General features: G+C 63.7%; 21 protein-coding genes. 15 read left to right on the top strand and 6 right to left on the bottom strand.

The window, feature by feature from the left end; genetic code table 11:
- Window positions 1-37: 37 nt before the first annotated feature.
- Window positions 38-613 carry a TetR family transcriptional regulator gene (locus tag J3E61_RS02540; protein WP_210085400.1) on the bottom strand — a complete coding sequence of 192 codons (576 nt, stop codon included), beginning with the start codon at window positions 611-613 and terminating at the stop codon, window positions 38-40.
- A gap of 242 nt (window positions 614-855) precedes the next feature.
- On the opposite strand from J3E61_RS02540, the gene J3E61_RS02535 reads away from it, so the two are divergent.
- Together J3E61_RS02535 and J3E61_RS02530 are read left to right on the top strand one after the other, a co-directional pair.
- Entirely contained in the window at window positions 856-1,545 is a 690-nt protein-coding gene (locus J3E61_RS02535) for a hypothetical protein (RefSeq protein WP_210082493.1), read from the top strand.
- 529 nt (window positions 1,546-2,074) lie between these two features.
- On the top strand, window positions 2,075-2,437 hold the full coding sequence (locus J3E61_RS02530) for a DUF732 domain-containing protein (RefSeq protein WP_210082492.1): 363 nt from the start codon (window positions 2,075-2,077) through the stop codon (window positions 2,435-2,437).
- A 51-nt stretch (window positions 2,438-2,488) separates the two neighbouring features.
- Here the strand turns inward: J3E61_RS02530 and J3E61_RS02525 are convergent, their stop codons facing one another.
- Window positions 2,489-3,760 carry a helix-turn-helix domain-containing protein gene (locus tag J3E61_RS02525; protein WP_210082491.1) on the bottom strand — a complete coding sequence of 424 codons (1,272 nt, stop codon included), beginning with the start codon at window positions 3,758-3,760 and terminating at the stop codon, window positions 2,489-2,491.
- Between the two features lie 498 nt (window positions 3,761-4,258).
- Here J3E61_RS02525 and J3E61_RS02520 point away from each other — a divergent pair, with 498 nt between their 5' ends.
- From J3E61_RS02520 to J3E61_RS02465, 12 genes are all read left to right on the top strand, one after another.
- Entirely contained in the window at window positions 4,259-5,797 is a 1,539-nt protein-coding gene (locus J3E61_RS02520) for an acyl-CoA synthetase (protein WP_210082490.1), read from the top strand.
- A 14-nt stretch (window positions 5,798-5,811) separates the two neighbouring features.
- Window positions 5,812-6,603, top strand: coding sequence for a coniferyl-alcohol dehydrogenase (locus tag J3E61_RS02515; RefSeq protein ID WP_210082489.1), 792 nt, complete (start codon window positions 5,812-5,814; stop codon window positions 6,601-6,603).
- Between the two features lie 17 nt (window positions 6,604-6,620).
- Window positions 6,621-8,006, top strand: a complete 1,386-nt coding sequence (locus J3E61_RS02510) for an aldehyde dehydrogenase family protein (RefSeq protein WP_210082488.1) — start codon at window positions 6,621-6,623, stop codon at window positions 8,004-8,006.
- Window positions 8,006-9,442 (top strand): wax ester/triacylglycerol synthase family O-acyltransferase, encoded by a 1,437-nt coding sequence (locus tag J3E61_RS02505; protein ID WP_210082487.1) that lies wholly within the window; start codon window positions 8,006-8,008, stop codon window positions 9,440-9,442. The genes J3E61_RS02510 and J3E61_RS02505 overlap by 1 nt, the downstream gene beginning before the upstream one ends.
- 23 nt (window positions 9,443-9,465) lie before the next feature.
- The gene (locus J3E61_RS02500; RefSeq protein ID WP_210085399.1) at window positions 9,466-10,443 is read left to right on the top strand and encodes an oxidoreductase; all 978 of its coding nucleotides are present in this window, start codon (window positions 9,466-9,468) and stop codon (window positions 10,441-10,443) included.
- On the top strand, window positions 10,440-11,525 hold the full coding sequence (locus tag J3E61_RS02495; protein WP_210082486.1) for an aromatic ring-hydroxylating dioxygenase subunit alpha: 1,086 nt from the start codon (window positions 10,440-10,442) through the stop codon (window positions 11,523-11,525). The genes J3E61_RS02500 and J3E61_RS02495 overlap by 4 nt, the downstream gene beginning before the upstream one ends.
- A gap of 28 nt (window positions 11,526-11,553) precedes the next feature.
- A complete protein-coding gene (locus J3E61_RS02490) occupies window positions 11,554-12,807 on the top strand; it encodes a cytochrome P450 (protein WP_210082485.1) in 1,254 nt (417 codons plus the stop codon).
- A 151-nt stretch (window positions 12,808-12,958) separates the two neighbouring features.
- A complete protein-coding gene (locus tag J3E61_RS02485) occupies window positions 12,959-14,329 on the top strand; it encodes a DUF1298 domain-containing protein (protein WP_210085398.1) in 1,371 nt (456 codons plus the stop codon).
- Window positions 14,326-15,111, top strand: a complete 786-nt coding sequence (locus J3E61_RS02480) for an alpha/beta fold hydrolase (RefSeq protein WP_210082484.1) — start codon at window positions 14,326-14,328, stop codon at window positions 15,109-15,111. Before J3E61_RS02485 ends, J3E61_RS02480 begins: the two co-directional genes overlap by 4 nt.
- A 130-nt stretch (window positions 15,112-15,241) precedes the next feature.
- Window positions 15,242-16,720: an NAD(P)/FAD-dependent oxidoreductase gene (locus tag J3E61_RS02475; RefSeq protein ID WP_210085397.1), complete on the top strand. Its 1,479-nt coding sequence runs from the start codon at window positions 15,242-15,244 to the stop codon at window positions 16,718-16,720.
- Window positions 16,693-17,133 carry a VOC family protein gene (locus J3E61_RS02470; RefSeq protein ID WP_210082483.1) on the top strand — a complete coding sequence of 147 codons (441 nt, stop codon included), beginning with the start codon at window positions 16,693-16,695 and terminating at the stop codon, window positions 17,131-17,133. Before J3E61_RS02475 ends, J3E61_RS02470 begins: the two co-directional genes overlap by 28 nt.
- Window positions 17,130-17,855, top strand: a complete 726-nt coding sequence (locus tag J3E61_RS02465) for an SDR family oxidoreductase (protein ID WP_210082482.1) — start codon at window positions 17,130-17,132, stop codon at window positions 17,853-17,855. The genes J3E61_RS02470 and J3E61_RS02465 overlap by 4 nt, the downstream gene beginning before the upstream one ends.
- Here J3E61_RS02465 and J3E61_RS02460 read toward each other — a convergent pair.
- Entirely contained in the window at window positions 17,852-18,391 is a 540-nt protein-coding gene (locus J3E61_RS02460; RefSeq protein ID WP_210082481.1) for a hypothetical protein, read from the bottom strand. The two genes, J3E61_RS02465 and J3E61_RS02460, sit on opposite strands and share 4 nt — an antisense overlap.
- Before the next feature lie 91 nt (window positions 18,392-18,482).
- Here J3E61_RS02460 and J3E61_RS02455 point away from each other — a divergent pair, with 91 nt between their 5' ends.
- Window positions 18,483-19,517, top strand: a complete 1,035-nt coding sequence (locus J3E61_RS02455; protein WP_210082480.1) for a 4Fe-4S binding protein — start codon at window positions 18,483-18,485, stop codon at window positions 19,515-19,517.
- Between the two features lie 162 nt (window positions 19,518-19,679).
- Here the strand turns inward: J3E61_RS02455 and J3E61_RS02450 are convergent, their stop codons facing one another.
- The 3 genes from J3E61_RS02450 to J3E61_RS02440 form a co-directional block, all read right to left on the bottom strand.
- Window positions 19,680-20,258, bottom strand: coding sequence for an aminoacyl-tRNA hydrolase (locus J3E61_RS02450; RefSeq protein WP_210082479.1), 579 nt, complete (start codon window positions 20,256-20,258; stop codon window positions 19,680-19,682).
- Between the two features lie 6 nt (window positions 20,259-20,264).
- Window positions 20,265-20,933, bottom strand: coding sequence for a 50S ribosomal protein L25/general stress protein Ctc (locus J3E61_RS02445; protein WP_192726942.1), 669 nt, complete (start codon window positions 20,931-20,933; stop codon window positions 20,265-20,267).
- Window positions 20,934-21,071: 138 nt separating this feature from the next.
- On the bottom strand, window positions 21,072-21,941 hold the full coding sequence (locus tag J3E61_RS02440; RefSeq protein WP_210082478.1) for an SDR family NAD(P)-dependent oxidoreductase: 870 nt from the start codon (window positions 21,939-21,941) through the stop codon (window positions 21,072-21,074).
- Window positions 21,942-22,241 lie beyond the last annotated feature (300 nt).

Genomic DNA, 22,241 nt, shown 5'->3' with positions numbered 1-22,241 from the left:
CGGAGAACACCGTGGACCGGCGCCTACGGTTGACGCCTCAACCCTCCGGCGAGATTCCGTGACGGATGATCGTCTGTGCGTTGGCGACGACCGCTTCCACTGATCCGCGCCGCGCGTCCCACCACTCCACCGTCCAGTTCAACGCCCCGAGCACCAGCATCTGGGCGATGTAGAGATCGAGTTCCGGCCGTAGACCACCCTCGCGAGCGAGGTCGTTGATCAGCCGTCGCCAAATCTCGCCGTAACGCTCCTCTTCCAGAATTTGGCGCTTGCGAATCGTCAGTGGAACTTGCCCTGCGTTGCGGATCGAGGCCGTCGTGTAATCCGAGATCTCCAGAGCGTGGCGGAGGTGGGCTTCAACCGCGACGAGCAGTTTGTCCAGAGGCGGCGTGCCATCGGGCAGTTCGGCCAGGGCTCCTGCCACGTGCTCGCGCATGTCCGCGATGCCGGCCCACATGACCTCTTCGATCAACTCGTCGCGGGACGCGTAGTAGTAGTAAATCGCCGGTGCCTGGATCTCGGCGACTGCGGCGACGTCGGTCAGTCGAAGACCCGCATAACCCTGCTCGCTGAGGACTTGTGCGGCGGCGTCCAGGATGCGGGCGCGTGTCAATGCCGACTTCGACGCGGCCTCGGTATCGTCCACCTCCGGTGTGGTCGATCGCACTGTGTTGCCCGTTCGCTTAGCCATCGTTCGATTCTATGCCGCGGGTGCCGTGCAGGATGGTTCACGGCACGTAGCGCGCTGGGCGGGAATAAGTTGAATATATATTAGAAAATGATTATCGTGGCCGTATGTCACTGCGAGCGGCGACGGCCGCTGACTCCGACACGGCTTTTGAGGCGAAGGTCCAGATGTGGCTTGCGGGAATCTCGCTCGCCGGCATGCTTCTGGCCGGAGCGGGCTTTCTCGTGATCGCGGGTTACATGCCGCCGCCACGGGCCGACTGGTCGCCGGAAAGGATCGCCGAGTTTTACGCGGACAACACGACGGCCATCCGGTTCGGCCTGCTGATCTCATTCTTTGGCTGGGCGGGGTGGGGGACGCTGGTGATCGCCGTCAGCGCCCAACTCAAGCGGGCCGACGGCAGCCCGTCATCGCTCTCCCGACTGGCTGCGCTCGGCGGCGGCGTGGCATGGACGCTGCTGCTGCTCCCGACGATGCTGCTCGTCGTCGCGACCTTTCGCCCAGAGCGCGACCCGGCGCTCACGCAAACCCTGCACGACATCGGCTGGATCACGGCCTTCTATACGACGGTTCCGTTCATCGTTCAAGCCCTCGCCATTTCAGCCGCGACGCTCGCCAACCGGTCTCCGTATCCCCGGTGGGTCGGTTATTTCTGCGCCTGGTGCGCGCTGACGTTCGCGCCGGGCAGCTTGCTTGCATTCTTCAAGACCGGGCCGTTCGCCTACCAGGGGATCTTCGTCTTCTGGGTGCCCTTCGCGGTGTTCGGCGCCTACGTCATGGTGCTGATTTGGGCCGTCTGGCGCGCGGCCCGGGCCGATCTCGAACCGGAGCTGCGTCAGAACAAGCCTTGCATTTAGTTTAATTTCGATTAATCATGGTTCTCAGTCGCATGTGTGCCCATACTCGCCGGCGTCGCGGAGTGGGAGGGTCACTCACTATCGGCACGACGGATACGGAGGTACGGCGTGGATCCCAATCCGGACTACGACGCCAGCGACGAGCTCGAGTATTTCTTCAACTGGTTCCCGTGGGCACTGCGAGGTGTCTACCCGCCGCCGGCATACCCGCCCGTCTAGCGGAAACGCCCATGAACAGTGAAACCAGGCTGCTGCGTGCCGTTTTCGGCCGGATGCTGTTAGCTGCGGTGTTTGCAGCGGCCGCGGGTACGGCGGCGACGGCGCCGGCGGCCGCCGAACCGGGCGAGAATCCCTGCGAGCTGGCGCTCTCGTTCGTCTGCCATTTCGTGCCGATCGCACCGGACCTCAACAGGACGTCGACCTCACACAACAGTTGTCGCCGGACGGTGCCGCCATCCCACCGTCGGACCCGCTGTCACCGACGAATCCATGTTCCGCGGGCTGCATCTAGCTGGGACGAGGATCACCGATGAAGGTTCGTAAAGTATTCGGGGCCAGGGCTATTGGCGTCATGGTCCTTGCTGCTACGACACTGAGTCTTGCGCCGCCAGCATCGGCCGTGCCGGCCCCTGAAGTGGAGTTCACCTACAACGTGGTCTTTCGTCGCCATTACAACTTTCCGAACAACGACGCCATCGGGTACGGCTACGGGATATGCGACAAGGTGGGTCGGGGGGCGCCTTACGCAACCGTGATGGCTGAGGTGAAAGCCGACATCACGCCCAATGACGAGCAATCCGCGAATTATCTCGTTTCGAACGCAGTGGGCATCCTTTGTCCCGCCAGCATCTGGCAGTTGCGCAACTCGGCGGCGGGATATCAGCCGACCTAATGAGTGGTCCGCTGAGAACGCTGTGGCCGTTGCGCGCGTAATGCCGAAACATCAACTCAGAACTGCGGTGTCGAACCAGTGGCAGAGGAGCAACGCGACTTCGACATCCAGTCGATCGTCGGTGATCGGTTTGCCGCGACGCTCGAGCGCGCGCTGCACTCGATATTTCACCGAGTTGGAATGCAGATGCAGCTCGTCGGCGGCGGCCTTGAAACTCGACCCGGTGTGCAGGAACACCCGCAGAGTTTCGCGCATCCGTTCGTCAACGTCCGTCGCCGAGGCAAGCGGGCCGAGCACCTCGCCAACCCATGCGCGCGCCGCCTTGAGATCACCGCTGAATCGGGCGGCCACCCCGAGCCCCGGATCGCTGGCCGCGGTCACCCGTGGCTGGCGCGGGCCCGCGGCAATCGCCACAGCGCGCGCTGCCATCGCTTGTTGATGCGAGCGGCGGAAGCCGTCGATGCCCGGCAGGGGATTGCCAATCGCCATACGCGGTGCGTCCGCTCGAGCCTCGGCGAATGCACGAGCCTGCGTCACCACGCGAGGCGCCGTGTCAGCGGACAGCGGTATCCATGCCCATCCGGTCACCCGATCGGCGCCGATGAACAACGGATGCTCCTGGGCGCCGAGCGATTTCCCGAGTTCACTTGTAAACCGTTCCAGCGTCAACAGTTCGTCGCCGCTTTCCGACTCCCCGTACCACACGACGGCAGACAGGTGAATACCTCGTAATGGGTAGCCGATTGCGGTCGCGGTCTCGTCGATATCAATCTCGTCCGCGTCAATAGTTTCCTGGACCCGTAATGCACGCACCCGGTTCTGGTTCGCCAACCAGCGGTCGCGTTCATCTTGGTAGGCGGTAAGCACCAGCTGGGAAATCCTGTCGATATAACGAAACGACATTGACGTGATCTGCTGGAAAACGTCCAAGGTCAACTGGGCATCGAAATCTGTGGCGCGAACCTCGTCGAGTACGAGGTCTACCACCGCCTGGTGGCCAAGACGGTATCCACGCGCCAGTGCATCTGCGTCCATCCCCCGCTGGGCCATGCGCCGTGCATGCTCGAGCGCCGCCGTCGGCGGCTCGATGCGGTCGACTGGTATGCCGTGGCGGATCGCCGGAAAGAACGCATCAAAGTTTCCTTGTGCGGCGTCGTAAACCAACGCCAGCAGCTCTCCGTCGGCGGCAACTTCCGGTACCTCGCTGGCCAGCATCTCCTGCACGGATTTCGTGATCTCAGGCAGCTTGTCGTTGAGCCGGCCGATGATCATCGCTGCCGCCTTGGCAACGAGGGCGCCGTGCTCCCCGCTGCGTTGAGCCATACATCAGACTTTATGGCGCGCGGGCAGCGCGAGATGAGGGAACGCCAGCATCCGGCTACCTAGTTTCACGGTCGGTGAAGTTACAGCCCGAGACTCTTGTCTGTTAGCGACAACGATGCACCGAAAGTCCGTCGAATTTGGTCGGTTGACGACGTAGCTGTGCCGCCGTTTGGTTCGTAACGTTTCCTCCTGAACGCAAAGCCCGACATCGCCCTCACCAGCGAGATTCCGGGTGTTTGCAATTGCAAATCAATACGATCCGCTTCACGGAAGTAAGTGAGTAGAAATATGTTTTCTGCCGTCGCAATCCTGACGCTTGTATTGTCGCCGGTGCTAATTCCGGCGATTATCACGGGATTTCATTTTTTGGCCGACCGGCGGCGAAGTCGGAGCTACTCTCAACTCGAGCAAGAGCTCGAGCGGGACCACTTGGCCGACCGTGTTGGACGCGGGCCGCAGCCCAGCATGCCGACTGCGTGACGGGGTAGGCGCGCTGACATGTTTCCGGGAACACACGCGGCAATTGCACCAGATCGTCCGGCCGTCATCATGGCCGGCTCGGGTCAAACTCTGACCTATCGTCAACTCGACGAAAATTCCGCCAAGCTGGCATCCGCGCTGCACGGCTTGGGGCTGCGCACGGGTGATGTCATCGCCATGGTGTGCGACAACGCCGCGGAGGCTTTTGAGATTTACTGGGCGGCTTTACGTTCCGGCCTCTACATCACGGCGGTGAATTGGCATCTGGCGCCTGAGGAAGCGGCATACATCGTGCAAGACAGCGGCGCTCAAGTGGTGATCGCGTCCGCGGGTGTGCGCAAGATGGCCGAGCCGTTGCCGGCGTTGGTCCCAGACGTCAAGCGTTGGTACGCATTCGGCGGGACCATCGAGGGCTATCAGTCGTACTCCACGTTGTTGGCATCGGCCGGTGCGCGTCTTACCGACCAGCCCCGTGGATCCGAGATGCTGTACTCCTCGGGCACCACGGGCCGACCGAAAGGCATCAAACCGCATCTGTTGCCAATCCAGGTCGACGAACCGGGGGACCCGTTGATCGCCCTGCTGGCCAACGCTTTCAAGATCTCCGGCGGTGATGTCTATCTGTCCCCCGCGCCGATCTACCACACCGCTCCTCTGAAGTGGTGTGCATCGGCTCAGGCGTTAGGCGCCACCGTGGTCCTGATGGAGCGGTTCGGCGCTGAGGAGGCCCTGGCCGCGATCGAGCGATATCAGGTCACCGTGACGCAAATGGTGCCCACCATGTTCGTCCGGATGTTGCAACTGCCCGAGGAGGCACGCACCGCATACGACGTGTCGTCCCTGCGGTTGGCAGTGCACGCCGCCGCGCCGTGTCCTCCAGATGTCAAGGACGCGATGATCGGTTGGTGGGGGCCGGTTCTCGTCGAGTATTACGGCGCAACCGAGCAACACGGCACCACCATCATCACGACCGAGGAATGGCAGACCAAGCGCGGATCGGTGGGTAAAGCGGCGCTCGGTGTCCTGCACATCTGCGACGACGACGGCAACGAGCTCGCGGCCGGCGAGGCCGGCCTGATCTATTTCGAGCGGCCTGTCGTGCCGTTCGAGTACCACAACGATCCGGAGAAAACCGCGGACTCACGGCACCCCATGCATGAGAACTGGTGCACAGTAGGCGATCTCGGGTACATCGACGCGGATGGCTACCTGTTCCTCACCGACCGCAAGGCGTTCATGATCATCTCAGGTGGGGTCAACATCTACCCCCAAGAGGTCGAGAACGCCCTCGCCCTGCACCCGAAGATTCTTGACGTCGCGGTCATCGGGGTGCCCGACCCGGAAATGGGTGAACAAGTCAAGGCAGTCGTCCAACTGCGTGAGGGAGTCACGCCGTCCGACGAACTGGCGGCCGAAATCATCGGCTACGTACGGGAGCGGATTGCGCACTACAAGGCTCCCAAGACGGTCGACTTCGTCGGCGAATTACCAAGGTCTGCAACCGGAAAGCTTGTAAAGCGAGCGCTCGTCGAGCGCTACGCGAGCGCTCGATCGTAATGGAAGGAACCCCCATGTCTGAATTCGCCGGAAGGCGGTACGTCGTGACGGGCGCCGCGTCAGGTGTCGGACACGCCGTAGCTGAGCAGCTGCTGAAGGCCGGCGCGGAAGTCTACTGCCTCGACCGCAACACTCCGAGCGCGGCGGTCACCCGCCACATCGAAGTCGATCTGTCGAACCCACGCAGTATCGAGGCTGCCGTCGAGCAACTCGAAGGCCAGTTCGACGGTCTGATGAACGTGGCCGGTATCCCCGGCACCGCGCCGGCCGATCTCGTGGTGGCCGTCAACGCCCTGGCTGTACGGCAGCTGACGGAGTCGTTCTTCGAGCGGCTTAAGCCTGGGGGCACGGTGACCATCGTCTCGTCGACGGCGGGCTTCGGCTGGCCGGCGCGGCTCGACGTGATCTGTGACCTGTTGGCCACAGAAACCTTCGAGGAGGGGGCGGCCTGGTTCAAGGCCCACCCTCAACAGGGCAACGCCTACAACTTCTCCAAGGAAGTCACCACGGTGTACACGATGTCGATGGCTCTGATGTTGGCGCAGAAAGGGTTTCGCATCAACGCTGTATTGCCAGGGCCGGTGCAGACGCCGATCCTGGCTGACTTCGAGGACTCCATGGGCAAGGACGCGCTCGACGGTCTGAAGGCATTGCTCGGGCGCCACGCGACTCCGGACGACATTGCCGGCGCCATCGTCTTCCTTGCCTCCGATGCGGCGCGCTGGATCAACGGGCATCCGCTCGTCGTCGATGGTGGTGCCACCGGCGCGGTACTCAGTGGGGTCATCCCCGCTCCTGAGATCTAGATCGCGAGGTCCGTGAAATGCCAAGCCGTACCGCATCAGTAGACAGCCCCGACGTGCTGTCCGACCTCCGCCGCGTGTTCGCAGGGGGCCGCACCCGCGGGATGTCGTGGCGTCTGGATCAGCTGCGCGGCATCGAGCGACTGTGCGACGAACGCGAGCCAGAGATCGCCGCTGCACTGGCCGACGACCTTGGCCGGCCGGCAGTCGACGCCTGGCTCGGCGATATCGCTTCAACGAAAGCCGAGGCGGCGTATGCGCGAAAGCATTTGAAGAAGTGGATGCGGCCCACCCGGCAACCGCTGCCACTGAGCCAGCGACCCGGCCGAGGGTGGGTTCAATACGACCCGCTGGGTGTCGTGCTGATCATCGGGCCGTGGAACTATCCGCTGTATTTGAGCCTGGCCCCATCAGTCGCTGCCGTTGCCGCCGGAAACTGCGCCGTGATCAAACCGTCGGAACTCGCCCCGGCGACCTCCGCTCTGCTGGCGAGACTGCTGCCGGTGTATCTGGATTCCGACGCCGTGCGGGTTGTCGAGGGCGACGCCGCAACGACACAGACGCTGCTGGCCCAGGGTTTCGACCACGCATTCTTCACGGGTGGCACCGAAGTCGGCAAGAAGATCATGGCTGCGGCCGCCCCGACGCTGACGCCCGTCACGCTTGAACTCGGTGGCAAGAGCCCGGTGATCGTGGCAGCCGACGCAGACATTGACGTGGCCGCTCGCCGCATCGCTTGGGTGAAGCTGATGAACTCCGGACAGACCTGCATCGCACCGGATTATGTGCTCGCAGACCGGGCCATCGCCGATGAGCTCGTCGACAAGATCGTCGCGAATCTGCACGAATTTCGTTCGGGGGAGCAGGATCCGTCGTTACCCATCGTGAACCAACGCCAATTCGATCGGCTTGTCGCCCTCGTCAGCGCTACCGAGGGCAAGGTGGTCGCCGGCGGAGGGTCCGACAGTTCCACGCTGCGCATCGAACCGACCGTGATCGTCGACCCGTCGCCAACCGATCCCGTCATGGCCGACGAGATCTTCGGACCGATCCTGCCCATACTGAGGGTCGAGTCCACCGACGCGGCGATAGACCTCATAAACAGTCGGCCGAAACCCCTGGCGCTGTATGTATTTACGTCATCTCGGCGGCGTGCGCGCGCGTTGATCGACCAAATCCCGTCGGGCGGTGCGGTGGTCAACCATGTCGCCGTGCATTGCCTGGTGCCGCAATTGCCGTTCGGCGGTGTGGGCGCCAGCGGGATGGGCGCCTATCACGGCCGTTGGGGATTCGAAGCGATGAGCCACCGCAGGGCTGTGCTGGCCAAACGCGCCAAACCCGACCCCAAACTGTTCTATCCCCCGTACACGCAACGCGCACTCAAGATCATGCGACGGGTTTTCTGATGCGACGGCTATCGGCTTTGGACGCGCAGTTTCTCGCGGCGGAGCGCGCCAACTTCGGCGCGCATTACTGCGGACTCGCCGTCTATCGAACCCGGCGCGGACAGCCGATCACCGCTGCCAAGATGCGGCGGCTGATTTCCGAGCGCATCGGCGAATGCCCGCCGCTGCGTTGGAAATTGGTGACAGTTCCGCTCGGTCTGGACCATCCGGTGTTCGCCGAAACAGAGATCGACCTCGACGACCACGTGTCGGAGACGACACTGGCCGCTCCTGCCGATGAATCGACCCTGGCGGTCGAGGTGGCGAGCATCCTGTCCACGCCTCTCGATCGAGACAGGCCGCTGTGGAAGCTCAGCGTCTTTCACGGTCTGCCGGGACGTACCGCGGTCGCCTTCACCTTGCATCACGCCGCGGTAGACGGCATCGCGGCGGGCGAGATATTCGCCAAGCTGCTCGACATCTGCGGTGACGAACGCTCGGCGGTAACGGAATTGAGGCAGGTACCCGCGGACGGCCTTCCGAGTCGAGCCGCGCTCGCGGTTCGCGGTCTTGCATCGCTACCATTCCGCCCTGCCCGGACGCTGCTGTCCGCCCCACGTGCGCTCGCGCATCTCGATCAAGTTCCGGCTCTGCGTTCATTGCCGGGTGTACACGCCGTCTCACGTGTCGTCAGGCGAGACCTCAGCGCGAACCGTCTCGACGCCCCACGGACAAGATTCAATGCACGGCTTTCACCTGCGCGCGCCGTCGCCTTCGGCACGGTCCCATTGGCCGACGTCAAAACTGTCAAGAACGCTCTCGGCATCACGGTGAACGATGTCGTAATCGCCATGTGCGCCGGTGCGATACGCCGCAGGCTTGCATCGACCGGCGAACTACCGACGGAACCGCTCGTGGCCTATCTACCCGTTTCCACGAGGCTGCCCGACGCGGAAGACCGCTACGGAAACTCGATCACCTCGATCATTGCGCCGATCCCAACGCACTTGACCGACGCACACGAGCGACTCACCTTCGCCCACGAAACGCTGGCGGTCGCGAAACGTCGCACCGCGCAGGCTCCGCCAACCCTCATGAGCGATGTGAATGAACCGATCCCGGCGCCGATGTTTGGCATTGCTGCTCGAGGTCTGATGGACCTCGTCTCTTCGCAATGGGTACGGCCGCCGATCAACCTGATCATCTCCAACGTGCCCGGATCGCCGGTCGGGCTGGCATGCGCCGGAGCACCACTCCTCGCGAACTACCCGTTCAGTCTCGTCTTCGACGGCTTCGCTCTCAACATCACCGTCGTCAGCTACCAGCAAGGACTAGACGTCGGCATCGTCGGCGATGCCAAGGCATTGCCCGACGCCTGGGATCTGATGGCTGACATTCGCAATGAATTGGCTGAGCTCTCGCGGCTCGTGACCACGGAAAGGAGTGCGGACTGTTGACTACCGCTCAGGCAACCCCAGCCATGGTGTCGGGCGCCAAGGTCCACGAGTTCACGACCGATCTGGTCGTGCGGCGCCGACACCCGGCGGCCGACGGCGTGGTGGTACTTGATCTCGTCGACCCGCAGGCAGGCACGCTGCCAGCCTGGGAACCCGGGGCGCACGTCGACCTGATGCTGAAGGAGGGATTGGTCCGCCAGTATTCGCTGTGCGGTGACCCGACCGACGGCAATGTCTGGCGCGTCGGCGTGCTGCTTGATCCCCATAGTCGCGGCGGCTCTCGCTATGTCCACGAGAATCTCGCGGAAGGCGCGTCGGTCCGAGTTCGGGGCCCGCGCAACCATTTTCCGCTCGTCGACTCGCCGAGGTATCTGTTCATCGCGGGCGGCATCGGGATCACCCCGATCATGCCGATGATCGAAGCCGCGCAGCGGGCGGGGAGTGACTGGACGCTCATTTATCTCGGGCGAAGTCGCACCACAATGGCTTTCGCCGCGGAACTGTCCGCGACCTACGGTGACCGCGTCAATCTTTGGCCGGGCGACGAAAGAGGACGTTTCGATCTGGAGGCGGCTCTCAAAGAACCGACAGATGAAACCCTCGTGTATTGCTGCGGACCTGAACAACTCCTGTCCGCGCTCGAACAGAGCTGCAGTCACTGGCCGGAGGGCAGCCTGCGCATCGAGCGATTCGCGGCCAAGGCGCCCGCCGCCGACGCTGGCAGCGAAGCGCTCGACACCTTCCAGGTGGTATGCCAACGCTCAGCGGTGACAGTCGACGTCTCAGCCGATGTGTCGATCCTCGAAGCGCTGGAGGACGCCGACATTCCAATCCTGTCGTCGTGCCTCGACGGCATCTGCGGCACATGCCAGGCGACCGTCGTCGAAGGGACGCCCGATCATCGCGACTCCATGCTCACCGACGCCGAACGTGCCTCCGGCAACATGATTTTGACCTGCGTGTCGCGGTCACGCACGGAAAGGTTGGTGCTCGACTTATGAACGCGAACTATCCGAAGAAGTGTTGGTACGGGGCCGCCACATCAGAGGAACTCGGTGATGCTCCTCTAGGTCGGCGGTTGCTGGATCGCGATGTCGTCCTATGGCGATCCAACGACGGTCAAGTCATGGCCTTTGACGACCGCTGCGCACACCGGGGCTTCCCGCTGTCGGACGGCCGCGTAGACGGTAATCGCCTCGTGTGCGGATATCACGCCTGCACCTACGGGCCCGATGGTCGCTGCGTGCAGATTCCGACACAGCACGATGTTCCACCAGGAATGCGCGTGCGGACGTATCCGGTCTTGGAGGAGCCCCCGTTCGTCTGGATCTGGATGGGTCCACCCGCTGCGGCTTCCGGCCGCCGACCGCCGCGGACACCGTGGCTAAACGATAGGGATTGGTCGACGTTCACGAGCGCCTGGCTCGTGAAGGCGAATTACCTGATGTTGCACGAGCACTATCTCGACTTCTCTTATGCCCCCGTCGTGCATAGGGATGACGTCCCGCCAGGGCTTGATCGTCTCCCGGCTTTTCACGATGTCGAAGTCACCGAGACAACGGTCTCCTACACGCGACTGCTTCCGGAGGCCCCACTTGCGAAATGGGAAGCCGACGCCACCGGACTGGATACTGCGCGCGGGTATTCCCGGCGTGAAAGTGGGGTCTTCGCTTCGCCGGCGATGCAGATTCAGCGGTGGGAGATCGAGGCCGACGGGGTGAAATACTCGAACGTACGGACACATGCAATCACCCCCGAAACAGCTTCTTCGACACACGTTTTCATGCAGGCGTCGCGCAATTACGCACTGGAGCGTGACTCGGTGACGACAACGCTGCAGTCGTTTGTCGACGAACTCATCCACCGTGACACGGCCATCGTGGAAGCGGCTGCGTCCCGCGTGGGCTACGACGGCTGGCAATCAAGCGTTGAGTTCCAGGCCGACGCCGCCGCATTGCGTGCGCGACACATCGTCGCGGTGATGCTCGCCAAGGAAGCGGGCCGCTCGACGTTACGCCCTGGCTTGTCGACGGCGAGAGTCGCTGACATCAGCCGAAATTCGACATCTTTCGAAACCCTTTGATCCACAACGATTTAACGAGGAGAACGTCATGACCACGCTATCCAATCCTGCCGAAATCGACCTGTCCAAGGTTGATCTGACCGACCTTGCGTACTTCGAAGATGGGCCGCCCTACGAGCTATTCGCCCGGATGCGCGAAGAAGCAAGCCCGCATTGGAACGCGTTGGAAGGTGACGAGCCCGGCTTCTGGTCCTTCACCCGGGCGGCCGACATTCAGGCCATCAGTCGCGATCCCGCGACCTTCTCGTCGGCCCGCGGCGGGGTGTTCACCACCGCCCAGGGTGCGGTACCCGCTGAGGTGCTGAGGGAAGTCCTCCTCGGCATGGACCCGCCTCGACACACCCAGCAGCGCAACGTCGTACAGGCTGTCTTCACACCCAAGATGATCCGCCAAAAGGAGGCCGACATCCGGAACGTCGTGACGGAACTCATCGACGACGTGATCGAGAAGGGCTCGTGTGACTTCGTCGACGACATCGCCGTCGAGATGCCCCTGCGCGTGATCGCCGACATGCTGGGCGTTCCGCAAGACGACCGTCGGCAGCTGTTCGAATGGACCAACACCCTTTCCCGGGCGGCGGGGACCTCCAATCCGGAGTTGGGGCTAGGTGCCCTCATCGAGATCGGCGGGTACTTGACCGGCATCACCGCTGCGCGGAAGGCTAATCCCACCGACGACCTCGTGTCGCGATTGATCACAGCCGAAGTCGACGGCGAGAGCCTCACCGAGGCCGAGGTGACCTACTTCTTCGCCATCATGATGTTCGCCGGCAATGACACCACACGGAACACAGCCTCCGGCGGCATGCGGGCGCTCCTCGAGAACGATGGCGAGCGTCAGAAGCTGGTGGGCAATCCTGGCGCGATACCGAAGGCCGTCGAGGAGATGCTGCGCTGGGTGACACCAGTCATCTACTTCACCCGTGTTGCACAGTGTGACACCGAAGTTGGCGGTCATCCGATTCGAGAGGGCGAACGCGTCGCCATGTGGTACTCCGCAGGCTCCCGGGATCCGGAGCTCAACGACGATCCCGAACGGTTCGACGTGTCCCGCGAGAAACCACCACATCAGGCGTTCGGCGGCGGCGGCGCACACTTCTGCCTTGGCAACCCGCTCGCGCGACTCGAACTGCGAATCCTGTTCGAAGAACTGATGCGGCGGATGCCGGACATGCAGATCGCAGGACCCATCACCCGCTTGACCTCAAACTTCTCCAACGAACTCACCTCGATGCCAGTCACCTTCACCCCCGGCAAGCGCGAAAGCGCCGTGAGTGGCTGAGACTGTATCGTTTAATCTATAGTAAAAAATTCTGGACTTTCTGCAACCGCTGGAAGAAGGACGGCCTGATGTCACGGATGAGCAGGTGAGTACCGACGCCGGTGCGCTGGACTGGGGAACCGCCGACGCGCTGACTCCGTTCGACACGGTGATGTGGCGCGCGGATACCGACCGGACGATGCGGTCAACGGTCATGGCGGTCGAGTTGCTCGATACCGAACCCGATTGGAACCGGCTCGTCGACGCCCACGAGTGGGCCACCCGGATGGTGCCTCGACTCTGTGAGCGGATTGCCGAGCCCCTGGGTTTTGTCGGCATCCCGGTATGGGTGAGGGACCAGGATTTCGATCTGCGCTACCACTTACGTCGGTCCCGCCTTGGCGGAGAAGGCGGATGGTCAGAACTGCTCACTGCGGCCGCGCAGATTGCCATGTCGCCGTTTGACCGCACCCGGCCGCCATGGGAGGCGGTGCTCGTTGAGGGCTTGCCGGATGGCAAAGCGGCGTATCTACTGAAACTGCATCATGCGCTGGTTGATGGGCTGGGGTTCAGGCAGTTGTTGTCCCAGTTGCATTCTCGGCAGCGGGCTCACCAACCCGACAAGCCACAACCGAGCGCGCCGGCGAATGCCGAACCAGGTCCGGCGGACTTCGTAGTGCGCGAACTCAAGCATGACCTCGGCGCGGTGCCCACGGTGATCGGTGGCGCAACTGCCATGGTGCGCAAGGGCTTCGGTGACCCTCTGGGGTCGGCTCGGGGCGTGATTCGATACGTCGATTCGGCTCGGCGGGTGCTCTCGCCACCTGATGTGCCGGGATTACCGGCGCTGTCTGCCCGCGGGGGTTCATGGCAGTTCGTCGCCCTCGACCTCGAGCTAGCTGATCTGCGCGCGGCGGCCAAATCCGCGGGCGGGTCGGTGAACGACGCGTTTTTGGCCGCACTACTCGCCGCATTTCGGCTCTATCACGATGAACTTGGCGTGCCACTGGATGGGGACGCGGCAATGCCCGTGTCAGTGCCGGTGTCGGTACGCCGGGACGTTGACAGTCCTGGAGGAAACCGCTTCGCCCCTGCGCGCCTTGTCGCCCCGGTCGGCATAGCCGACCCCGCCGCGCGAATCGAGGAGATCAAGCAGCTGGTGCGCACCGCGCGCGATGAACCGGCGCTGGAGAGCGCGGAGTTCGTCGCGCCGTTGATGGCGCGCCTGCCCGCCTCTGTTCTCGTGCGCATCGCCGGTGCGACCACCGCAGGCAATGATCTTCAGGCAAGTAACGTTCCCGGACTCGAGGAGGACCTTTACCTTGCCGGAGCGCTGATCGAACGCATCTATCCGTTTGCGCCCTTACCAGGTTGCGCTGCGATGATCAGTCTGCACAGCTATCGGGGCACATGTTCGGTCGGAGCCAACCTGGACGCCGCCGCAATCGTCGATCCCGGGCTGTTCGCCCGGTGCCTGAGCGACGGGTTCGCCGAAGTGCTGGCGCTTGCACCGGCCGCAGGAAAGCCGAGGCTGCTGATATGACGCCCGCTCCTATCGTCCTGCTCCACGGCGCCACCTCGTCTGCCAAGGCATGGGACGCGTTGATTCCGCCGCTCGGCGAGAAGTACCGCGTCTTTGCACCGACTTTGGCCGGGCATTGTGATGGCCCACCGTTGCCTGCTGGAGACGCAGGTGTGGTGCACAGGATTGTCGACTCCACGTGCCGCCAACTCGACGAGGCAGCGATCGACACCGCTCACATCGTTGGGAATTCGCTTGGGGGATGGGTTGCTATCGAACTCGCCCGCCGTGGACGAGCGAAATCCGTGCTGGCCCTCTCGCCCGCAGGAGCGTGGCGATCGCCCAGGGACCTCCGGCGGCTGCTGGTCGTCTTTCGCGCGGGCGCCGCCCTGGCGGGCGCGAACTACATGTCACAGCTTGTGGCGCACAAGCGGGCCCGTCGAATTATGTTGCGCCTCATGGCAGAACACTCCGACCGGCTGACACTGGCGCAGGTTGCGGCCATGTTCCAGGACATGGCCGCGTGCTCGGCACTGCCAGAAATTCTTGACGGTGCGCGTAACAATGGGCCGATTGAGCCAGTTCTCGAAGTGAAGTGCCCCGTGCGCATCGCCTGGGGTACGCACGACCGAATGTTGCCGTTCATGCGCTACGGCGTTCCGATGCTCCTCGCCGTCCCTGACGCCGAGCTCAGGTTCCTGCCCGGTGTCGGACACGTACCCATGGTCGACGATCCGGTTTTGGTGGCCCACACCATCCTCGACTTCGTCGAGAGCAACGAATCACTTCCACGGGCCTTGTGACGCATCCCAATTCGGGCGCAGATTTGGCATCACGCCGCGACGCGAGCTGACGTTGCCTCAGCAGGCAGCACTGATCTTGTTTTTCGACACGGCCGTTTCGTATTACGCTATATATGTAATGATTACAAAGATGGCGGGCGGAAAGCCGAAGGTAGCGGTCATCGGGGCTGGTCCTGGCGGCATCGCCATGGGAATCCAGCTTGCCGCCGGTGGCTATGACTTCACCATCTTCGACCGCAACGACGGCTTCGGCGGCACCTGGCGCAACAACACCTATCCCGGCGCCGCTTGCGACGTGCCCTCGCACTTCTACTCCTACTCGTTCGCGCTCAACCCGCGCTGGAGCAAGACTTTCGCCAATCAACCCGAGATCCTCGCCTACCTCGAGAAGGTCGCCGCCGACAATCACCTCGCCAACCACCTCGTAACCGGCCGCGTCACCACGCTGCGGTGGTCGGACGTCGACCGGCGGTGGACGCTGGAAACCGAGGGGGGCGCAGAGCATCACTTCGACGCGGTCGTCACCGCCGTCGGCATGCTCGACCAGCCCAACATCCCGGATATCCGCGGCGCCAATCAGTTTCGCGGACGCGCCTTCCATTCGTCGAACTGGGATCACTCGAAATCGACGGCGGGGGAGCGGGTCGCGTCGATAGGCACCGGAGCCAGCGCGATCCAGTACGTTCCCGAGATTGCGCCGACGGCCGCGCATCTCACCGTCTTCCAGCGCACTCCCATCTGGGTGAGCCCCCGCTACGACGAACCGTTCACCCCGGAACAGCAGGAACTCTTCGAGCGCGATCCCGTCGAAGCCCTCAAGGTCCGCGACGCGGCGTTCGACGCCTACGAGTCCGCGAATTTCGGTGTCGACTCGGACATGACCAAGGAACTCACCGAGATGGCCCGTGCCTACCTGACACGCAAGGTTGCAGATCCTCAACTGCGGGCCAAGCTGCAGCCGACCTATCCGGTCGGCTGCAAACGGCCGTTGCAATCCCGCGCCTGGTTCCCGACCTTCGCATTACCCAACGTGCATCTCGAGACGTCGCCGATCGTCGAGTTCACCGACCGGGGCCTGCGCACCGCCGATGGCACAGAGCACGACGTCGACACCGTCATCTACGGCACCGGTTTTCACGCCGCCGACTACCTCCGCAGCCTCGACGTCTACGGCACTGACGGCCGCCGCCTGCACGACGACTGGCGCGATGGCCCGGAGGCGTATCTCGGCACCGTCGTCCCCGGCTATCCGAACCTGTTCACGCTGTACGGCCCCAACACCAACGGCGTGACCTCGATCATCTACATCCTCGAGGCCCAGGCGGAGTTCGTTCGCCGCACCCTCGACGACATGGTCCACCACCGCATACCCGCCATCGACATCAAACAAGACGTTCACGACGCCTACAACGCCGACATCCAGCAGGCGATGCAGGGCACCGTCTGGCTGGCCAACTGCAACAACTATTACCGTCATCCGAACGGCAAGGTCGTCACACAATTCCCTTACAGTGGAATGCAATTCGTGGCGATGCTCGGCCGGGTCGGACTTGATGCATTCAATCGGATGGAGGCGACCGCGTGCCGGGAATCCACCACACTGCGATAGTCACCGCCGACGTCGAACGCTCGAAACGGTTCTGGTGCGACGGGCTGGGCTTCACGGAACTGTTCGACCACACCTTCACCGGCGATTGGCCCACGCTGTTCAACGCCCGCACCGATCGGCTGCGGTCGGTCTTCCTCGGCGACCCCGCCACGCCCGACACCGGGATCGTCGAGCTGGTCCAATTCGACGACGCGCCAACCGGACCGGCGCCCCCAGACGAGCCGACGTTCGGCTTCTTTCTGCTCTCACTCCAGCGTGACGTGGAAGCCACCCTGGCCGGGCTAGCCGCACTCGGCTTCGAGGACGACGTGCGCCGCATCGATATGCCCGCCCCCGGCGGCACAATCGTTGCGATGGCGGTGATCACCGCGCCCGACGGCGTGCGCGTCGAACTGATCGGACCACCGAAGTGATCGCCGTCGTCACCGGGGGAGCGTCCGGCATCGGCAGCGCGGTCGCCGGCCGACTGCGATCCGCGAAAGCCGACGTGATCGTGTGGGACCTCGAGGGCGGCGATATCGATTGCGACATCAGCGATCCCGAGGCAGTGTCGGCTGCCGTCGACCAGACCGTCGCCGAGCACGGCACGCCCGACCGGCTCGTCGCCTGCGCCGGCATCGGGGCATCGGGACTGCTGCTCGACCAGAGTCCCGCCGACTGGCGGCGTGTCATCGACACCAATCTGACCGGCACGTGGTTGACAATGCGTGCGGTGGCCAAGGTCATGGCCGAGGCAGGCAGCGGAGGCTCGATCGTCGCTGTCTCCAGCATCAGCGGCACTCTCGCCGACCGCGACATGGGCGCCTATTGCGTGTCGAAGGCGGGCATCGACATGTTGGTGCGGGTTGCGGCGACGGAGTGGGGCGCGCACGGTATTCGCGTCAATGCCGTCGGCCCCGGCGTCACCCGCACGCCGATGCTTGCCAAGCCCGAACAACTGCCGGGCTGGGTGGAGGGCTTGACGGAGCGCACTGCGCTCAGCCGACTCGGCGAGGCCGATGACGTCGCCGAAGCCATCGTCGCTGTGCTCGAAATGTCCTGGGTGACAGGGCAGATCGTGTTCGCTGACGGCGGTCTTGCGTTGCACAGCCCAATCGACGCATACGGCCAGACACAACGGCTGAGGCGGGGCTAGGCCGCGACGATCGTCTGGCCCGTCTGGTCGTACACGCGCCACCACGTCATCTCGTGGGCCGCCGGCGAGATCTCGCCGCGCGCCAGTAGGTCGTCGGCCTCCAGTAGCGCACATGCGAGGGTGTCCAGCTTGTGCAGCAGCGCAGTCGACATCGGATCGTGGTGGCCCGCCATCACCGTCACGCCCATTTCCCTGACCTGTCTGCGCGCATCGCCCGCTTTGGCCGTGGCGAGCACGCCCGACCCGAGGTAGACCGCGGTCGACGCGACCAATGCGGTCATCGGCCCCGTCAGGTGGCTCAGCCAGATTTCGCACAAGATCCAAACCAGCGCGCCCCACACGGGCCAGCCCCGAGCCACCCGAACCCGCCTGCGATCGGACTCGCTGATCCCAGGCGGGAACACCACGAGCCGGTATCGGGTCACCCCGAAGCGGTCGGGGCGAACTTCGATTGACCCCCAAACACGGTCGCCGTCAAGCAACCGTGACCACCCCCGTCGTAGCAGGCCGCAGTGGCCCCTACGGATGCCGCTCATGTCTCCGGTGTACCCCCGTCGGAGCTCCGAATGTCCGATCCGGACATTTTCTTTACACCTGAGACCCTGAGTAGTGTGTACTATACCCAGCATGGCTCTCGAGAAGATCCCGGCCCGCCTCGCCGACCACCCGACGGTTCGCAAAGTGCGGGCCCGCACAGGGAAGAAGCCTGGGGTCATCGACGCGGACTGGCTGCGGCAGGTATGTCTCGACGCCGGCGTCGACGACGTCGCCTTCGCGAGCGTCGAGAACCCGGACCTCGCCGGTGAGCGCGAGCACGTCGATGCGGCACTGCCGGGCGTGCAGAGCTACATCTCGCTTGTGGTGAAGATGAACCGCGACAACATCCGGTCGACCGCGCGCAGTGTGGCCAATCAGGAGTTCCACCGCAGCGGCGAAATCATGAACGAGGCTGCGCACCGGATCACGCGGGCGCTTCAGGACGCCGGCTACCGCGCGATCAACCCGTCGATGTCGTTCCCGATGGAGATGGACAAATACCCCGGCCGCATCTGGGTGGTTGCACACAAGCCGGTCGCGGTCGCCTCAGGTCTGGGGGTGATGGGCATCCACCGCAATGTGATCCATCCGAAGTTCGGTAACTTCATCCTGCTCGGCACCATTCTGGTCGCCGCACCGGTCAGCAGTTACGGTGAGCCGCTTGACTATTCGCCGTGCCTGGAGTGCAAGCTGTGTGTGGCCGCCTGCCCCGTCGGTGCCATCAAGAAAAACGGCGACTTCGACTTCGTCGCGTGCTCGGTACACAACTATCGCGAGTTCATGGGTGGGTTCACCGACTGGGTGCAGACCGTCGCCGACAGTTCCGATGCCGACGATTTTCGTTCGCGCGTCAGCGATTCCGAGAATGCGTCGATGTGGCAGAGCCTGTCCTTCAAGGCCAACTACAAGGCGGCGTATTGCCTCGCAGTGTGTCCCGCGGGTGAGGACGTGATCGAGCCCTATCTCGACGACCGCAAGGGCTTCATGGATCTGGTGCTCAAGCCGCTGCAGGAGAAGAAGGAAACGCTCTACGTGCTGCCCAACTCGGCGGCCAAGGAGCACGCCGAACGCCGGTACCCGCACAAGCAGGTGAAGGTCGTCGACAGTGGAATCCGGGGCCGCTGAACCCTCTGACCGCCGGCGTTGTGCCCGCCTCTGAGCGACACCCCCGGACCTGTGGTTTTGCATGGTGTTGTCGCTCCGCGCCGCGCTAGCGCTAAGCCGTTGACCTGCGAAATCACCGTTGTCGCTCAGAGGCGGGCAACTCGGTTACCCGCCCGCTCGCCTCTACCCCCAGGCGTGGACGGTGTTCTGCGCCGGCTCAAGCCCTTGGGCCACAAGTAGTTCGGTGGCGTCGGCCGCCTGCTCACAGATCGTTGGAACCTCGCGCCATTCGGCGTTGGTGAAGTTTCCCAACACGAACGCCGCGCCTTCCATCCGTCCTGGCGGGCGGCCGATGCCTATGCGGACACGCTGAAAGTCGTTGGTGCCCAACGATGAGCCGACTGAGCGCAGGCCGTTGTGCCCGGCGACGCCGCCGCCGAACTTGAGCCGAATGCGACCGAAGTCGATGTCGAGCTCGTCGTGGATCACCACGATGTCGGCTGGCGGCACGGAGTAGAACTTGGCCAGCGGCCCGACCTGGCGCCCGGACTCGTTCATGTAGCACCGCGGCTTGGCCAGCACGACCGACCGGCCACCGAGGCGGCCCGTGGCCACCTCGGCCCCCGATTTCTTGTGCACCTTGAATCCCGAACCGACGCGGTCGGAAAGGATGTCGGCGACAAGAAAACCGATGTTGTGCCGGGTCGTTGCGTATTGCGGGCCCGGGTTGCCGAGGCCGACCACGAGAAGTGTGTCGGCCATGCCCAACTACTCCGACTCTTCGGCGGGCGCCTCTTCGGTCGCCTCGTCTTCGCCCTCGGCCGGTGCCTCGCCCGCGGCTTCGGCTGCCTCGCCGGCACCTTCGCCTTCCATCTCCTCAGCGGTCGGCGCGGCGACGACGTTCACGACGAGCGTCTCCGGATCCGAGATCAGGCTGACACCCGACGGCAGGGTGATGGCGCCCGCGGTGAACTGGGTGCCGAGCTCGGCGCCCTCGATCGACACGGTGAGGTGATCGGGGATCGACTGGACGTCTGCTTCGACCGTGATGGTGTTGGCGTCCTGGGTGACAAGCGCCCCGGAGACCGGCTCACCCTCGACAAGAACGTTGACCTCAACGGTCACCTTCTCGCCGCGGCGCACGACAAGCAGGTCGACGTGCTGGATGCTGCGACGGATCGGGTGGATCTCGAGCGCCTTGGTCAGCGCCAACTGCTCCTTGCCCTCGATATCGAGGGTGAGCACGGCGTTGGTGCCGGAGTGGCGCAGCACGGCCGAGAAGTCGTGAGCGTTGAGTTCAAGGTGCTGCGGGTCGCTGCCGTGGCCGTAGAGGACGGCGGGGACCTTGCCAAGGCGGCGGGCGCGACGTGACGCGCCCTTGCCGGTCTCGGTGCGCACGGCGGCGCTCAGCTTGTTCGCGGGGGACGTCTTAGCCATTTCGGTGTTGCTCCTGTGTCGTGTGCTCAGCACAGCAAGGGCGCACCGCTTGAAAGAGGCTCGCGTCGATAACGGTGGCCGGGCCACCCTCGCCGTGATTGCCAACGAGGTTAGCGCGGGAGGCGGCTCACACCCAAATCAGAATGGGAATTTGACGTCCGTGAGCTGCTCAGACAGTTCCCAAAGCGCGGTCGCCTTCTTGGCGTCGCGGGCCAGCGGGCTGCGCAGTGGTGTCGGCCCAGTGGCGCCCCAAAACGCCAAGCGGGGACCTATGTACGTGTTGCCGGGCAGATCCTGTGACGCCGCGTACAACGTCTGGCGGGCGCCGAACTCGGCGGTCGTGGCCATCAGCGAGTTGCCGGCCTGAAACACCCTGCCGAAAACACCCGTCGAGTGCGACTGAAGTTCGGTCGCCGAATATCCGGGGTGCGCAACGATGGCCTTCACCCGTGACCCCGCGGCATCGAGACGACGTTGCAGTTCCTTGGTGAACAGCAGGTTGGCCAGCTTCGACTGCCCGTAGGCCGGCCACGCCAAATAGGGTCGCGACTTCCAGTTCAGGTCGTTGAGGTTGATCCGGCCGATCAGGTGCATCATCGACGCGACCGTCACCACCCGGTCGCTGATCTTGGGCAGCAGCAGATTGGTCAGCGCGAAGTGGCCCAGATGGTTGGTGCCGATCTGGCTTTCGAAGCCGTCGACAGTCTGCGCGTATGGCACCGCCATAATGCCCGCGTTATTGACCAGAACGTCGAAATTGTCGACGCCGTCAGCAAATGTCCGCACCGACGACAGATCCTGCAGGTCGAGCTTGCGAACCTCGACATCACCGGTCATCGTGGCGGCGGCTTCGTCGCCCTTGGCGGTGTTGCGAACGGCCAGAATGGTCTTGGCACCGACGCGGGCGAGCTCTCGGGCGGTGACCAGGCCCAGGCCACTGTTGGCCCCCGTGACGATCACGGTGCGTCCGGAGAACGAAGGCAGATCCGCAGCGGTCCAGTCAGTCATGGCGCTCACCCTAATGCGGGTCATTGAATTTCCCGCAGTCGGTCATCGGAGGTCGAAAACGAACCTCGCCGGAAATGTCCATGGCAAATTTTGCTAACACAACCAAACGCTTGTGCCCACCGTCTAAAGTCCACCATTGGGGATCACCGTAAATGGGCGATATATGGGGGAACGTCTTGTCGACTATGGGCATTGCTGCGAGCCCAGTGTTTGTTGACGCGACCGGGCGCAGAGTCAAGACCGCCCGGGTTGCCGTCAGAGCATTGACTGCGCTGCTCCTGATTTTGGTCGCCGCGACCG

Source organism: Mycobacterium sp. OAE908 (assembly GCF_017872775.1).
Lineage (GTDB): Bacteria > Actinomycetota > Actinomycetes > Mycobacteriales > Mycobacteriaceae > Mycobacterium.
This window is presented reverse-complemented; position numbering and strand designations above follow the sequence as displayed.